This is a genomic window from Pseudomonas sp. GM49 (assembly GCF_000282355.1).
Lineage (GTDB): Bacteria > Pseudomonadota > Gammaproteobacteria > Pseudomonadales > Pseudomonadaceae > Aquipseudomonas.
Genome location: NZ_AKJL01000041.1, coordinates 1 through 15,460, shown reverse-complemented (window position 1 = coordinate 15,460; position 15,460 = coordinate 1). Strand labels below are relative to the sequence as shown.

The window sequence follows — 15,460 nt, the reverse complement described above, 5'->3', positions numbered from 1 at the left end:
CAACTCGGCGGGGCGACAGTCTTCAAAGGCTGTCGCCCCGCAATGCCTCGAATAGGGCTCTGGCATAACCGGGCAGGTTGTCGAATGAGCGAGCACAGAGCAGCAGTTTGCGCTGCGCCCAGTCTTCCTCCAGCGCGACACTTTTCAACGACTCATCGAGCGACCCGCGCTGGATCGCCGCCAACGGCACAATCGCCAATCCGGCGCCGTGTGCGACCATGCGCATCACCCCGTCGAAGCCGTCGGCGCGAATGCGGATCTGCATCCGTGTACCAGTGTGCAGCGCCTGTTCCTCCAGGTACACGGCGAGGGCGCTGTTGGCGTTCAGGCCGACGTAATCGTGACGCAATGTGTCGGTGAAACTAACTGAGGCCGCCTGTGCCAAGGGATGTTCGCGGGGCATGATCAGTACCAGCGGATCATCGCGAAACGGGCGGGTTTGCAGGTCGTGGGTGTCGATGGCGTCGGAGACGATACCGAGGTCCGCCGCACCCAGGCGCAAGGCATGGGTGATACGGGTACTGGGCAGTTCCTGCAGGTCGATATCCAGGTTGGGGTAGTCGCGCAGGAAGTCGGCGAGCAACTCCGGCAGGTACTCGGTGATCGCCGTGGTGTTGCACAACAATCGCACCTGGCCTTTTACGCCCTTGGCGTATTCGGCCAGGTCCTGCTGCAGGCGTTCGGCTTGTTGCATCAGGGTACGGGCATGCTGAGCCAGGGCCTTGCCGGCCGGCGTTGGCGTTACACCGCGCCGGCCTCTTTCGAGAAACCCGATCCCCAGTGAGGCTTCCATGGCACGAATGCGCGCGCTGGCCGCCGCCAGGGACAGATGACTGCGTGCTGCGCCGGCGGTGATGTTGCCGGTGTCGAGGATATTCAGGTACAGGCGCAGGTCGGTCAGGTCGAAGTGCATTACAGCAACCTCAAGATGTGTGTTGTCTGGGAGGACGCCTTCGCGGGCAAGCCCGCTCCCACAAGTGACCGAGTTCTCCCGATTACACGCGATCAAATGTGGGAGCGGGCTTGCCCGCGAAGAGGCCAGTCGCTGCAATGAAATATTAAGCCTCTGTCAATACAAGAGGCATCCTCAGTGTATGGCAGATTTTCAATCAATCCTCGCGGGCTCACCATAGCCCCATGAACACACTCTCGGCGTTTTACCAAAACCTCGGTCTAGCCCTTTCCATGCTGGTTATCGGCACCTTTGTGCTGGCCGGCATGATCAAGGGCGTGATCGGCCTCGGCCTGCCGACCGTTGCCATGGGCTTGCTCGGTCTGGCTATGGCGCCGACGCAGGCTGCGGCGCTGTTGATCATTCCGGCGACCCTGACCAACGTCTGGCAATTGGCGTTTGGCGGGCATCTGTCGGGGCTGGTCAAACGGTTGTGGCCGATGTTGCTGGCGATTTTCATCGGCACCGGGGCAGGCACGCTGTGGATTGGCATGAGCGGTGGCCATTGGGTGGTGCGGGGGCTGGGGGCGGCCTTGTTGCTGTATGCGCTGAGCGGTTTGTTCCTGCCGACCTTGCGCGTGGGGCGGCGCAGCGAACGCTGGCTCGGTCCATTGTGTGGCGTGCTGACTGGCGTCATCACGTCGGCTACAGGCGTATTCGTGATTCCGGCGGTGCCTTATCTGCAAGCGCTGGGTTTGAGCAAGGACGAACTGGTGCAGGCGCTGGGCCTGTCGTTCACCGTCTCGACCCTGGCCCTGGCCGGAGGCTTGCTATGGCGCGGCGCTCTCGGCGGGGGCGAGTTGAGCGCGTCGCTGCTGGCGCTGATCCCGGCAATGCTCGGCATGTGGCTGGGGCAATCGCTGCGCCAGCGGATCAGCGCCGTGTTGTTCAAGCGCGTGTTCTTCATTGGCCTGGGTTTGCTCGGCGGCCATTTGCTGATCAGCGGCTAGCGGACGACGGGCTGATCATCTCGATGGCGCGGATCTCGAAGTCCCGTTCCAGGTATTCATCACGCTGGTCGAGGAACTGCTTCATGTGCGCAAGGTTCGAGTGCACATCGAGGTGGGCCTGGGACTGCCATATTTCGTAGAAGATGAACAGGGTCGGGTCCTGTTTGTCGCGCAACATGTGGTATTCGATGCAACCAGGTTCGGCTCGGCTCGCTTCCACGTAGCCGCTGAAAAACGCTTCGAAGGCGTCGGATTTTTCCGGGCGGGTCTTGGCGTGCAGGATGAAGCCCTGGATTTCACTCATCTACATTTCTCCTCAGGTCAGAACTGGCGCCAGTCTAAGGCAACAATCGGCTGTTGATTCGTGCTTGTGGGTCAAATGATTTTTGCCCAATCGACGCTTACTCCGCGTGAGGCCGGTCGGTACTCTGCCGCCATCCGATTCCCGACCTTCCCGAGACCTCCCATGAAAAAAGTCCTGTTGCTCAATGGCGGCAAAAAGTTTGCGCACTCCGATGGCCGCTACAACACCACCCTGCATGAAACCGCGTTGAGCGTGCTGGATCGCGGCGGTGTGGATGTCAGAACCACCTTCATCGACGAGGGCTACGACATCGCTGAAGAAGTGGCCAAGTTCCTCTGGGCCGACGTGATCATTTACCAGATGCCCGGCTGGTGGATGGGCGCGCCGTGGACCGTGAAAAAGTACATCGATGAAGTCTTTACCGAAGGGCATGGCAGCCTCTATGCCAGCGACGGTCGCACCCGTTCGGACGCGTCGCAGAAGTACGGCAGCGGCGGCCTGATTCACGGCAAGCAATACATGCTGTCGCTGACCTGGAACGCCCCGCAGCAAGCCTTCGACGACCCGACCGATTTCTTCGAAGCCAAAGGTGTGGACGCGGTGTACTTCCCGTTCCACAAGGCCAACGAGTTCCTTGGCATGACCGGTTTGCCGACGTTCCTGTGCGTGGACGTGATGAAGCGCCCGAACATCGAAGCTGATGTGGCGCGTTATGAGCAGCATTTGACTGAGGTGTTTGGCCTCAAGGCATGACGCTCGGTTACTATCGATACCCTGAACCTGTGGTAAACGGGGCTTTTGTGGCGAGGGGGCTTGTCGGAACGCCGCACCGCCCCGCTGGTGCGCGAAGCGGACCCAAAACCGGCGCATGCGGTGATTCAGGTACTGCGCATTTGCTGACTTTACGACGGCTCCGCCGCCGAACGGGGCGGTGCGGCGTTCCGACAAGCCCCCTCGCCACAATGGTTTCTCTGTGCCCAGAAGAACGGCGCAGGACTATCGATAAGGTACACACGTGAAAGCCAGATCCGATGAATTGCAGATTTTCGTCTGCGTGATTGAATGCGGGTCGATTTCTGCGGCGGCCGAGCAGGTCGGGCAAACGCCTTCGGCGGTCAGCCGTACGCTGTCCCGGCTGGAGGCCAAGCTCGACACGACATTGATCAATCGCACCACGCGGCGCATGGACCTGACCGAAGAGGGCAAGTATTTCTTCGAGCACGCCAAGCGGATTCTCGATCAGATGGATGAACTCGAAGAACGCCTGACCTCACGCCAGCAAACGCCGTCCGGGCGCCTGCGGATCAACGCGGCATCGCCTTTCATGCTGCATGCCATCGTGCCCTACATCGATGAATTCCGCAGGCTTTACCCGGACATCCAGCTCGAACTCAACAGCAACGATTTGATCATCGACCTGCTGGAGCAGAGCACTGACATCGCCATCCGCATCGGCACCCTGACCGACTCGACATTGCATGCCCGCTCTCTGGGATGCAGCCCGTTGCACATCGTCGCCAGCCCGTCGTACCTGGAAAAGCACGGCACACCGCAAGCCGTGGCTGACCTGGCCAACCATACACTGCTGGGGTTCACCCAGAACGAAGGCCTCAACCAATGGCCGTTGCGTTATGTGCATGGCGATCGCTGGCCGATCCAGGCATCGATCAGCGCCTCCAGCGGAGAGACCATCCGCCATCTCGCACTGGACGGCCAGGGCATCGCCAGCCTGTCGCACTTCATGACCATCGAAGACATTCGTGCCGGCCGCTTGAAAGTGTTGTTGGCCGAATTCAACAGCGGTTATCGCCAGCCGATCAACGCGGTGTACTACCGCAACTCGCAACTGGCCCTGCGGATTCAATGCTTCCTGGACTTTATCCAGGGCAAGTTGGCGGACTATGCGGACGCGGATTTCAAGGGCTGATTTGTGATTGCTGCGTCAGGTTGGGTGGCGAAGCGCACGTCGGTGGTTGAGTGGATTCGCGATGAGAGGGGGGGAGTTCGCTTTAGACCGCGTCATCGTTCTTCGCGAGCAAGCTCGCTCCCACAGTTGATCGCGCTCCGTCAGAAGGAATGCGATCGAATGTGGGAGCGAGCTTGCTCGCGATGGCGTTTGCGGAGGCACAACAACTGGTCGGTCTGACTGCATTTCCGTAACATCCGCACACTCTTTTCCCGTCTCTCCCTGTGTGCGGTCCCTCCATGAAAGCAAAACGTCTACGCGCCGATGTCCTGGCCGGACTTACCACTTCCTTCGCCCTGTTGCCCGAGTGCATCGCGTTCGCGCTGGTGGCCCACCTCAATCCGCTGATGGGGCTTTATGGCGCGTTCATCATTTGCACGCTGACTGCGTTGTTTGGCGGCCGGCCGGGCATGGTGTCCGGGGCGGCCGGCTCGATGGCCGTGGTGATCGTCGCGCTGGTGGTGCAACACGGCGTGCAGTATTTGCTGGCCACGGTGTTGCTGGGCGGGCTGATCATGATGGCGTTCGGGCTGCTCAAGCTCGGCAAACTGGTGCGCATGGTGCCGCACCCGGTGATGCTCGGCTTCGTCAATGGCCTGGCGATCATCATTGCCCTGGCGCAACTGGAGCACTTCAAGAGCGGTGAAGCCTGGTTGAGCGGGACGCCGCTGTACATGATGCTTGGCCTGGTCGCGGTGACCATGGCCGTTGTCTACTTGCTGCCGCGCCTGACCCGCACAGTACCGCCAGCGCTGGTGGCGATTCTCGGCGTAGGCCTGGCGGTGTATCTGCTTGGCTTGCCGACCCGCACCCTCGGCGACATGGCGCACATCGCCGGTGGCTTGCCGACGCTGGCGTTGCCGGACATTCCTTGGACCCTGGACACCCTGCACATCGTCGCGCCCTACGCGATCCTGATGGCGCTGGTCGGGTTGCTGGAAACCCTGTTGACCCTCAACCTCACCGACGAAATCACCGAGAGCCGTGGCTACCCGGATCGCGAGTGCGTGGCGCTGGGGGCGGCGAATGTGGTGTCCGGTGCGTTCGGCGGCATGGGCGGGTGCGCCATGATCGGCCAGACCATGATCAACCTCAGTTCCGGTGGGCGCGGGCGCTTGTCCGGGGTGGTGGCCGGAGTGTCGGTCCTGCTGTTCATTCTGTTTCTGTCGCCGCTGATCGAGCGTATTCCGCTGGCCGCACTGGTCGGGGTGATGTTCGTGGTGTCGCAACAGACCTTCGCCTGGGCCTCGTTGCGGGTGCTGAACAAGGTGCCGCTCAACGACGTGCTGGTGATCATTGCGGTGACGGTGATTACCGTTTTCACCGATCTGGCCACTGCGGTGCTTTGCGGCATCATCATTGCGGCGCTGAACTTTGCCTGGCAGCAGGCCCGGCAGCTGTATGCCGACAGTCACCTGGAGAGCGACGGCAACAAGTTGTACCGGGTGCATGGCACGCTGTTCTTCGCCTCGACCACAGCGTTTCTCAATCAGTTCGATCCGGCTAATGACCCGGCGCAAGTGACCCTGGATTGTCGTCACCTGAGTGTTGTCGACTACTCGGCGATTGCCGCGCTGGGCACCTTGCGCGAGCGCTACGCCAAGGCCGGCAAGCACCTGCGTGTGCTGCACTTGTCCGAGCGTTGCAAGAAACTGCTCAAGCGCGCCCGGGTGCAGCACGACTGAAATCAAACAGGTAGGCGCGATGAAAATCCGCCTGCCTTATTTTCATTATTTGCGACAAGTCATACCTCTGCACGACACGCCTTACCTCTACACGAAAATTACTTTCACCTCGTTTGAATATCACGTCTCGAAATGTTTTAAGAGTTTCACAAATATTTCGACGTGACCCTCTCGAGGAGTACCGCATGACCCTGTCCTTCGGCTATTGGCTGCTGGTGTATGCCGCCATCGCCATCATTGCACTGATCGTTCTGATCGCCCGTTACCGACTCAACCCGTTCATTGTCATCACCCTGATTTCCATCGGCCTGGCGCTGGTGGCGGGCATGCCGCCGTCGGGTGTGGTGGGGGCGTATGAGGCCGGGGTCGGCAAGACCCTGGGACACATCGCGCTGGTGGTGGCGCTGGGCACCATGCTTGGCAAGATGATGGCCGAGTCCGGCGGCGCCGAGCAGGTGGCGCGGACCTTGATCGACCGTTTCGGCGAGAAGAACGCGCATTGGGCGATGGTGACAATTGCGTTTCTGGTTGGGCTGCCACTGTTCTTCGAAGTCGGTTTCGTCTTGCTGGTGCCGATTGCCTTTACCGTGGCGCGGCGCGTGGGCGTGTCGATCCTGATGGTCGGCTTGCCAATGGTTGCCGGGCTTTCGGTGGTGCATGCGCTGGTGCCGCCGCACCCGGCGGCGATGCTGGCGGTGCAGGTGTATCAGGCGTCGGTGGGGCAGACCTTGCTGTACGCGATCCTGATTGGCATTCCGACCGCGATCATTGCCGGTCCCCTGTATGCCAAGTTCATCGTGCCGCGCATTCAATTGCCGGCGGAAAACCCGCTGGAGCGTCAGTTCCTCGAGCGCGAACCCCGCGACAGCTTGCCGGGGTTTGGCATCACCATGGCGACCATCCTGTTGCCTGTGGTGCTGATGCTGATCGGCGGCTGGGCCAATCTGATTTCCACGCCGGGTAGTGGTTTCAACCAGTTCCTGCTGTTCATCGGTAACTCGGTGATCGCACTGTTGCTGGCCACATTGCTAAGCTTCTGGACCCTCGGCCTGGCCCAGGGCTTCAACCGCGAATCGATCCTAAAGTTCACCAACGAATGCCTGGCGCCGACCGCGAGCATCACCTTGTTGGTGGGCGCCGGTGGTGGCTTGAACCGGATTCTGGTGGACGCCGGCGTCACCGACCAGATCGTCGGCCTGGCCCACGAGTTCCACCTGTCGCCGCTGTTGATGGGCTGGCTGTTCGCGGCACTGATGCGCATCGCCACCGGTTCTGCCACTGTGGCCATGACCACTGCTTCAGGCGTGGTCGCGCCAGTGGCCATTGGTCTGGGTTATCCCCATCCGGAGCTGCTGGTGCTGGCGACGGGCGCCGGGTCGGTTATCTTTTCCCACGTTAATGACGGCGGTTTCTGGTTGATCAAGGAATACTTCAACATGACCGTTGCCCAAACCTTCAAGACCTGGACCGTGCTCGAGACATTGATCTCGGTCGTCGCCTTCGGCTTGACCGTTGGCCTTTCTTATCTGATTTAGCCGGAGCCACCCGCATGGACATCCTCTACCAGATCCGCGCCCGTCAGGATTCCTTCAGTGCCGGTGAAGGACGCATCGCACGCCTGATGCTCGACGACGTAGGATTTGCCGCCTCCGCCAGCCTCGATGAACTGGCGCTGCGGGCAGAGGTCAGCAGCGCCACGCTGTCGCGTTTCGCCCGCACGGTCGGTTGCAAGGATCTGCGTGACTTGCGTTTGCAACTGGCCCAGGCCAGCGGTGTCGGCAGCCGGTTTCTCGACCCGGCGGGCACGCCCGAGCAGTCGGCGTTCTACGGGCAAATCGTCGGCGACATCGAATCGACCTTGCGCCAGCACCTGGCGGCATTCGATGAGTCGCGTTTCGCCGATGCGGTGAAACTGCTGGGCAAGGCGCGGATGATTCACGCTTTCGGCATGGGCGGCTGCTCGACCCTGTGCAGCGATGAACTGCAAGTGCGCCTGGTGCGCCTCGGCTATCCGATCACGGCGTGCCACGATGCGGTGATGATGCGCGTCACCGCCGCCAGCCTCAGCGCCGAACATGTGGTGATTGTCTGTTCGCTCACCGGTATCACCCCAGAGCTGATTGAAACGGTGGAGCTGGCGCACAACTACGGCGCGCGCATCCTGGCCATCACTCGCGGTGATTCGCCGCTGGCGCAACTGGCCGACATCGTCCTGCCCCTGCAAAGTGCCGAAACCTCGTTCATCTACAAACCCACGGCGGCGCGCTACGGCATGCTGCTGGCCATCGATGTGCTCGCCACCGAGCTGGCCCTGGCCAACCCTGAAGACAATCAAGAACGTCTGCGGCGAATCAAACTCGCCCTCGACGAATACCGCGGCGGCGACGATCACTTGCCGCTGGGAGACTGACATGCAGTACGACACGCTGATTCGCAACGCCCTGATCATCGATGGCAGCAACAACCCTGGTTACCCCGCCGACGTGGCGATTCTGAATGGTCGCATCGAGCGTATCGGCGACCTGTGCGATGCCCACGCCAGCGAGGAAATCGACGCGCTGGGCCATGTGCTGGCGCCGGGTTTCATCGACGTGCACACCCATGACGACACCGTGGTCATTCGCCAACCGCAGATGCTGCCCAAGCTCAGCCAGGGCGTGACCACGGTCATTGTCGGCAACTGCGGGATCAGTGCTTCGCCGGTGAGTCTGCGCGGCGATCCGCCGGACCCGATGAACCTGCTCGGCACGGCTGCTGCGTTCGTTTATCCGACCTTCCGCGACTACCGCGCGGCGGTCGAAGCGGCGAACACTACGCTGAACGTTGCGGCGCTGGTGGGCCACACGGCATTGCGCAGCAATCATCTGGACGACCTGTTCCGCACCGCCACGGCGGATGAAATCGCCGCGATGCGCGAGCAACTGCGCGACAGCCTTGAGGCCGGCGCGTTGGGCCTGTCCACCGGCCTTGCCTATGCCAGCGCCTTCTCGGCATCGACCGATGAAGTGATGCAACTGACCGAAGAGTTGTCGGCGTTTGGTGCGGTCTACACCACCCATTTGCGCAGCGAATTCGAACCGGTGCTGGAGGCCATGAACGAGGCGTTCCAGATCGGTCGTCATGCGCAAAGCCCGGTGATCATTTCCCACCTCAAATGCGCCGGCGCCGGTAACTGGGGGCGTAGTCCGCAGCTGTTGGCGTCCCTCGAAGAGGCGGCGAAGACCCACCCGGTGGGATGCGACTGTTATCCCTATGCCGCGAGCTCATCGACCCTGGACCTCAAGCAGGTGACCGATGCCCACCGCATCACCATTACCTGGTCGACTCCGCATCCGCAGATGGGCGGCCGCGACCTGATGGACATTGCCGCCGAATGGAATCTGTCGTTGCTGGAGGCCGCCCGCCAACTGCAACCGGCCGGTGCGGTGTACTACGGAATGGATGAGGCGGATGTGCGCAGAATCCTCGCGCATCCGCTGTCGATGGTCGGCTCCGACGGCTTGCCGGAAGACCCGTTTCCGCACCCACGCTTGTGGGGCGCATTCCCCCGGGTGCTCGGACATTTCAGCCGTGACGTAGGACTGTTCCCGCTGCACACCGCTGTGCACAAAATGACCGGACTGTCGGCGGCACGCTTTGGTTTGAAGGAGCGCGGGGAAATCCGCGAAGGCCATTGGGCCGACCTGGTGTTGTTCGATCCGGCGACCATCCGTGATGTCGCCGATTTCAACGATCCGCAGCGGGCGGCGCAAGGCATCGAGGGCGTATGGGTCAACGGTGTGTTGAGTTACCGCGATGGCCAGGCCAACGGGCGCAGGGAAGGGCGGTTCCTGGCCCGGGAAGGGGATTTGCGCACAGGGTTTCAGTGACGTTTCGAGGACTGCGTCACAGTGATGGCACTTTGATGCTAAAGAATGGCGTTTCCGCGCCGAAGGACTGATATCAAGTCCGACTATCATTGCTGTTCGGTTACGTATTTTGTAGGAGCGAGCTTGCTCGCGATGGACAAAAGAGCGCAGCGTTTACCCAGTAGACACGCGTCATCATTAACGACCATCGCGAGCAAGCTCGCTCCTACAGGTCTTTCACAGTCTGGGAGCAACTCGATGAGCTTCGGCAAAACCACTCCGATCCTGCGCATTTTCGACGAAGCCAAGGCAGTGGAGTTCTACGTTGATTTCCTCGGCTTCAAGATCGACTGGCAGCATCGATTCGAAGCGAATTTCCCGCTGTACCTGCAAATCTCCCGTGGCGAATGTGTGCTGCACTTGTCCGAACACCATGGCGACAGCACGCCGGGTTCTGCGCTGCGAATCGAGACGGATGAGTTGGAGAAGTTTCAACAGCAACTGTTGGCCAAGGAGTACAGGTTTTCCCATCCACAGATTCAGGCCATGCCGTGGGGCAGCCAGGACATGACCATCGCCGACCCGTTCGGCAATCGGTTGGTGTTCACCAACGCGATCAGTCTCTGAACCTTCAACCCTTGAGCCTTCAGCCCCTCAGACTTAAGCCTTCAGCCTTCGTTTGGTACCCGGTGGGTTTGGCGAAACTCGCCGGGCGGCATCCCGCGCCGGCTTTTGAACGTGCGGTGAAACGAGCGGGGTTCGGTGAAACCCAGGTATTGGGCGATGTCCTGAATCGGCAGGGTGCTGTTGAGCAGGTAATGCTCGGCCAGTTCCTGGCGCAGGTCATCGAGGATCTGCTGGTACGACGTACCGGCCTGATGCAGCTGACGTTGCAGCGTGCGCACTGACACAGCGAGATGCTCGGCCACCTGCTCCTTGCGTGGCAAACCTTCCTTGAGCAACTGGCGCAGGATGCTTTTAACGCGCTGTTCCAGCGACGCGTCCTCCAGTGTGGCCATCAATCCCAGGGCATGTTCTTCCAGCGTGCGCAGCAATTGCGCATCGGCCTGGCGCAATGGCAACTGCAAGTACGGCAACGGCACAATCAGCGCCGAATAAGGCTGGTCGAACAATACCGGACAGTCGAAGAACTGCTCGTACTGTGCCAGCGTCGTGTCGGCCGGACAGGCATGCTCCAGCCAGACGGCAGCCGGCGACATTTGCGTATCGGCGATCCAGCGCGCGTATTGCAGCCAGGAACCGAGCACGTTTTCCACCAGGTGCCGGCGAATTCGCGGGCGTTGATGGCGGCATGTCCAGATCAGGTGCACGTCGCTGTCCTGCACCTCGGCACGGCTGACGCCCATGTCTCCCACTAGCTTCTCGAACGGCATGATGCGGCTCATGGCGTCGCCCAGTGTCGCGCAGTTCATGGTGATGTAACCCAGCACGCTCCAGGAGTTGGGCAACACAAAACGTGCGGCGTTGAGACCGAACAACGGATCGCACGAGTGTTCGCAGAAATAATCGAGCAGTCGTTCATGGGCTTCACCCGGCAACCGCAGGCTGTTGTCACTCAATTGCTGTGCCTGCAACCCGGCTGCCGTCAACGCAGGCTCGATGGCCATGCCCAGTTGTTCAGCATGACGCAGGTATTTGAGCAGCGGCGGAACTGAAGTGAAGCCCAGGGATTGCATGATCGTATTCCTTTGATCAAGGCCCGCGTGCGCGGATGAATGCCCTGAAAGGTAATTTGAAACCACGGCTAAAGTAAATGGCTGACGCCTGCGCGACGTTTGACTCAATTGGCTACTCGAACTGGCCCGATGCGACCGTGACACTTTCCGGCGGCTGACTAGTATGGGGGCCTGAAATATCACTGATCAGAACCGCAAAAGGACACACGCATGCGACGCTGGAACGGCTGGGGAGATGCAACCACGGTGGTCGAACTGCCGGCCCAGGGCGCGAGTTTTCTCGCCCGGCGGGTAGGTGACGGTCGAGCGCTGCCCGATGCGACGCTTGAGACGGCATTGGCCCGCGTGCCCCCGTCGCGGTTGCAGCAACACTTCTTGTACAGCGTGGATGCCCATGATCGTTTGCTGCATGCCCGGGGGCAGAGCCTGCCGGACTGGCTGGCGTTGCGTGAGGGCGCGTTGGGGAGTTATCCCGACGCCGTAGCATTCCCCGAAACCGCTGAACAGATTCGCCAGTTGCTGGCGCTCGCCCATGAGCAGGACCTGTGCCTGATTCCGTATGGTGGCGGCACCTCAGTGGCGGGGCACATCAATCCGCCGAATTCTACGCGGCCGGTGGTGACGGTTTCGCTGGCGCGGATGAACCGCTTGCTCGACCTCGACGAACAGAGCCTGCTGGCCACCTTCGGCCCTGGTGCCAGTGGGCCGCAGGTGGAAAGTCAGCTGCGTGCCCGCGGCTACACCCTGGGGCATTTCCCGCAGTCGTGGGAGCTGTCGACCGTGGGCGGTTGGGTCGCCAGCCGTTCCAGTGGCCAGCAGTCGTTGCGCTATGGGCGCATCGAGCAACTGTTTGCCGGTGGGACCCTGGAAACCTTTGCCGGACCTTTGCAAATCACCTCGTTTCCGGCCTCGGCTGCCGGACCCGATCTGCGCGAGGTGGTGTTGGGTTGTGAGGGCCGTTTCGGGATCATTTCCGAGGTCAAGGTGCGGGTCAGCGCACTGCCCGCCGATGAACGTTTCTATGGGGTGTTTCTGCCCGATTGGCCCAAGGCGCTGCAAGCCATCCGCCAGTTGGCCCAGGCACGCGTGCCGTTGTCGATGCTGCGCTTGTCCAACGCGGTGGAAACCGAAACCCAGCTGGCGCTGGCCGGCCACCCGCAGCAGATTGCCTGGCTGGAAAAGTACCTGGCCCTGCGCGGTGCCGGTGAGGGCAAATGCCTGTTGACGTTCGGCGTCACCGGCAATCGCCGGCAAAATGCGTTGTCCCTGCGTCAGGCCCGGCGGCACCTCAAGTCTTTCGGCGGGGTGTTTACCGGGACCTTGCTCGGCAAGAAGTGGGCACAGAATCGTTTTCGTTTTCCCTACCTGCGCGAAAACTTGTGGAACGCCGGTTACGTGGTGGACACCCTGGAAACGGCCACTGACTGGAGCAACGTCGATCACCTCCTCACGCTTATCGAAAACAGCCTGCGCGACGCCCTGGCTGCCGAAGGCGAGCGGGTGCATGTCTTCACCCACCTTTCCCATGTCTACGGCGAAGGATCGAGCATCTACACCACTTATGTGTTTCGCCCGGCGGCGGACTACCCCGCCACCCTGGCGCGCTGGCAGGCACTCAAGCAGGCGGCCAGCCAGACCATCGTCGACAACCACGGCACCATCAGTCACCAGCATGGCGTGGGCAAGGACCATGCGCCGTACCTGCGGCGGGAGAAGGGCGCGCTGGCGATGGACACCCTGCAGGCACTGAGTCGGCATTTTGATCCGGCCGGGCGATTGAACCCTGGCACGCTGTTGCAGGAGTGACGGCCATGAGCCTGGACTGGAACGCGGCGTGGCGACAGCAGGTGCTGCCGACGCTGGCGGATGAAACCTGGGACCTGATCGTCATCGGCGGCGGCATCAGCGGCGCCGGTATCCTGCGTGAAGCCGCACGCCGAGGGTGGTGTTGCCTGCTGCTGGAGCAGCGCGATTTCGCCTGGGGCACCTCCAGCCGCTCCTCGAAAATGGTTCATGGCGGCTTGCGCTATATCGCCAAGGGCCAGTGGCGGCTGACCCGCGATTCGGTCCGCGAACGCCAGCGCCTGCTCGACGAAGCGCCGGGGCTGGTGGAGCCGATGAGTTTCATGATGCCGCATTACCGTGGCGGTTTTCCCGGACCGCGGGTGCTGGGTGGTTTGCTGTCCATCTATGACGCATTGGCCGGGCGGCGCAACCATCGCTTCCATGACGCGCAACAACTGCGTTATCTGGCGCCCGGGGTGAAGGAGGATGACCTGCTGGGCGGCACCTGTTTTGTCGATGCGCTGACCGATGATGCCCGTCTGGTGATGCGCGTATTGGGCGAGGCCCGGGCCGACGGCGCCGTGGTGCTCAACGGCGTGCGCGTGCAGCAATTGCTGCGTGAAGAGGGGCGCGTTTGCGGGGTTCAGGTCGAAGACTGCGAGGGTGGCGGATTACTGACATTGCGTTGTGGTGTGCTGGCCGTGGCCACCGGCGCGTGGGCCGAGCGCTTGCGCCTGCCCGATGCCCCTCGCCAGTTGCGCCCGTTGCGTGGCAGTCATTTATTGTTGCCGGGCTGGCGCCTGCCAGTGGCGCAAGCCTTCACCTTCCTGCACGAGCGCGACCGTCGACCGGTGTTCGTTTTCCCTTGGGAGGGTGCCACGGTGGTCGGCACCACGGACCTCGATCATCAAGGCGATCTGGACCAGAGCGCAAGCATCAGCTTTGATGAACTCGACTATCTGCTGGCGGCCTGCAGCCAACAGTTCCCCCAGGCCGGGGTGGTCGCTGCCGATGTACTGTCGACCTGGTCGGGGGTGCGCCCGGTAGTGGGCAGCGCTGCGGGTGAACTCAAACCGTCGAATGAAACCCGTGAGCATGTGCTGTGGCAGGAGCCTGGGTGCGTGACCCTGGCCGGCGGCAAGCTGACCACCTTTCGCCCCCAGGCAATCGAAGTGCTCAAGGCCTGCGCGAGCATGCTCGACCGCCCCTTCGATGATGACGCCGCGCCGGTGTTCGCCGTCGTGCCGCCGCAGGCGATACCGGGGCTCAGCGCCAACCAGTGGCGGCGCCTGGCCGGGCGGCACGGCCGTGACCTGCCGAGGCTGGCGAAGCTGCTCGTCGAACTGGGCCATGACACCGTCGGCGGCACTGACACCTTGTGGGTGGAGCTGGCCTTCGCGTGTGAGGCGGAAATGGTCCTGCACCTGGATGACCTGCTGCTGCGCCGAACCCGCCTGGGCCTGTTGCTGCCGCGCGGTGGCGAGGATTATTTCGCCGCCATTCGCCAGCTCTGCCAACCGCGACTGGGCTGGGACGATGAGCATTGGCAGCAGGAATTACAGCGTTATCGGGCGTTGTGGCAACGCCATCATGGTTTGCCGGATGCCGCGCATTGATGCCCATTGAAGAGAGCTCCATGGATAACCACCCGAACAAGCGTTACCTGCTGGCCATCGACAATGGCACCCAGAGCGTGCGCGCGCTGCTCTTCGATCTGCAGGGCAATCTGCTGGGCAAAGGCAAGGTCGAGTTGCAGGCCTATTACTCGACTCAACCCGGCTGGGCCGAGCAGGACCCGGAGTATTACTGGGCAAAATTGGCTGAGGCCTGCCAGCAGTTGTGGCAGCAAACCGGCATCGATCGTTCACAGATTGCCGGCGTGTCCCTGACCACCCAGCGCGGCACGGTGATCAACGTCGATGCCCAAGGCAAGCCGCTACGCCCGGCGATCCTGTGGCTCGATCAACGCCAGGCCGAAGTCAAAGACGGCATCAAGGGACCGTGGGGCTGGCTGTTCAAGCTGGTCGGCGCGCAAGCCACGGTGGACTACTTTCGCACCCAGGCCGAGGCCAACTGGATCGCCCGCCACCAGCCTGAGGTCTGGGCGGCGACCGACAAATTTTTGCTGCTCTCGGGGTTTCTCACCCATCGCCTATGTGGGCGCTTTGTCGATTCCGTAGGCTGTTGCGTCGGTTACCTGCCGTTCGACTTCAAGCGCTTGCGCTGGGCTGCGCCCGCCGACTGGAAATGGCAGGCGCTGGCGGTGCGTCCCG

General features: G+C 61.8%; 14 protein-coding genes. 11 read left to right on the top strand and 3 right to left on the bottom strand.

Annotated features, from left to right (window positions below; genetic code table 11):
- Positions 1-22: 22 nt before the first annotated feature.
- The gene (locus PMI29_RS25175; RefSeq protein ID WP_007994561.1) at positions 23-913 is read right to left on the bottom strand and encodes a LysR family transcriptional regulator; all 891 of its coding nucleotides are present in this window, start codon (positions 911-913) and stop codon (positions 23-25) included.
- 224 nt (positions 914-1,137) lie between these two features.
- On the opposite strand from PMI29_RS25175, the gene PMI29_RS25180 reads away from it, so the two are divergent.
- Positions 1,138-1,902 carry a sulfite exporter TauE/SafE family protein gene (locus PMI29_RS25180; RefSeq protein WP_007994560.1) on the top strand — a complete coding sequence of 255 codons (765 nt, stop codon included), beginning with the start codon at positions 1,138-1,140 and terminating at the stop codon, positions 1,900-1,902.
- On the opposite strand, the gene PMI29_RS25185 is transcribed toward PMI29_RS25180, so the two are convergent.
- Positions 1,892-2,206: a putative quinol monooxygenase gene (locus PMI29_RS25185; RefSeq protein ID WP_007994558.1), complete on the bottom strand. Its 315-nt coding sequence runs from the start codon at positions 2,204-2,206 to the stop codon at positions 1,892-1,894. The two genes, PMI29_RS25180 and PMI29_RS25185, sit on opposite strands and share 11 nt — an antisense overlap.
- Positions 2,207-2,368: 162 nt before the next feature.
- On the opposite strand from PMI29_RS25185, the gene PMI29_RS25190 reads away from it, so the two are divergent.
- The 7 genes from PMI29_RS25190 to PMI29_RS25220 all read left to right on the top strand — a co-directional run bounded on the left by PMI29_RS25190 (position 2,369) and on the right by PMI29_RS25220 (position 10,332).
- Complete coding sequence (locus tag PMI29_RS25190; RefSeq protein WP_007994557.1) at positions 2,369-2,959, top strand: NAD(P)H-dependent oxidoreductase; 591 nt, start codon at positions 2,369-2,371, stop codon at positions 2,957-2,959.
- 262 nt (positions 2,960-3,221) lie between these two features.
- Positions 3,222-4,133 (top strand): LysR family transcriptional regulator, encoded by a 912-nt coding sequence (locus PMI29_RS25195; protein WP_007994556.1) that lies wholly within the window; start codon positions 3,222-3,224, stop codon positions 4,131-4,133.
- A 278-nt stretch (positions 4,134-4,411) separates the two neighbouring features.
- Positions 4,412-5,857, top strand: a complete 1,446-nt coding sequence (locus PMI29_RS25200) for a SulP family inorganic anion transporter (RefSeq protein ID WP_007994555.1) — start codon at positions 4,412-4,414, stop codon at positions 5,855-5,857.
- Between the two features lie 185 nt (positions 5,858-6,042).
- Positions 6,043-7,392, top strand: coding sequence for a GntT/GntP/DsdX family permease (locus tag PMI29_RS25205; RefSeq protein WP_007994552.1), 1,350 nt, complete (start codon positions 6,043-6,045; stop codon positions 7,390-7,392).
- Positions 7,393-7,406: 14 nt separating this feature from the next.
- Complete coding sequence (locus tag PMI29_RS25210) at positions 7,407-8,267, top strand: MurR/RpiR family transcriptional regulator (protein ID WP_007994551.1); 861 nt, start codon at positions 7,407-7,409, stop codon at positions 8,265-8,267.
- A 1-nt stretch (position 8,268) separates the two neighbouring features.
- Complete coding sequence (locus PMI29_RS25215; protein ID WP_007994549.1) at positions 8,269-9,726, top strand: N-acyl-D-amino-acid deacylase family protein; 1,458 nt, start codon at positions 8,269-8,271, stop codon at positions 9,724-9,726.
- A gap of 237 nt (positions 9,727-9,963) precedes the next feature.
- Positions 9,964-10,332, top strand: a complete 369-nt coding sequence (locus PMI29_RS25220) for a glyoxalase superfamily protein (protein ID WP_007994548.1) — start codon at positions 9,964-9,966, stop codon at positions 10,330-10,332.
- A 41-nt stretch (positions 10,333-10,373) separates the two neighbouring features.
- Here PMI29_RS25220 and gliR read toward each other — a convergent pair whose 3' ends face one another.
- Positions 10,374-11,402: an AraC family transcriptional regulator GliR gene (gliR, locus tag PMI29_RS25225; RefSeq protein ID WP_007994545.1), complete on the bottom strand. Its 1,029-nt coding sequence runs from the start codon at positions 11,400-11,402 to the stop codon at positions 10,374-10,376.
- Between the two features lie 210 nt (positions 11,403-11,612).
- Here gliR and PMI29_RS25230 point away from each other — a divergent pair, with 210 nt between their 5' ends.
- From PMI29_RS25230 to PMI29_RS25240, 3 genes are all read left to right on the top strand, one after another.
- Positions 11,613-13,208, top strand: coding sequence for an FAD-binding oxidoreductase (locus tag PMI29_RS25230; protein WP_007994544.1), 1,596 nt, complete (start codon positions 11,613-11,615; stop codon positions 13,206-13,208).
- Between the two features lie 5 nt (positions 13,209-13,213).
- On the top strand, positions 13,214-14,803 hold the full coding sequence (locus tag PMI29_RS25235) for a glycerol-3-phosphate dehydrogenase/oxidase (protein ID WP_007994543.1): 1,590 nt from the start codon (positions 13,214-13,216) through the stop codon (positions 14,801-14,803).
- Between the two features lie 20 nt (positions 14,804-14,823).
- The coding region (locus PMI29_RS25240) for a xylulokinase (protein ID WP_033052008.1) at positions 14,824-15,460 on the top strand (637 nt) is incomplete at its 3' end.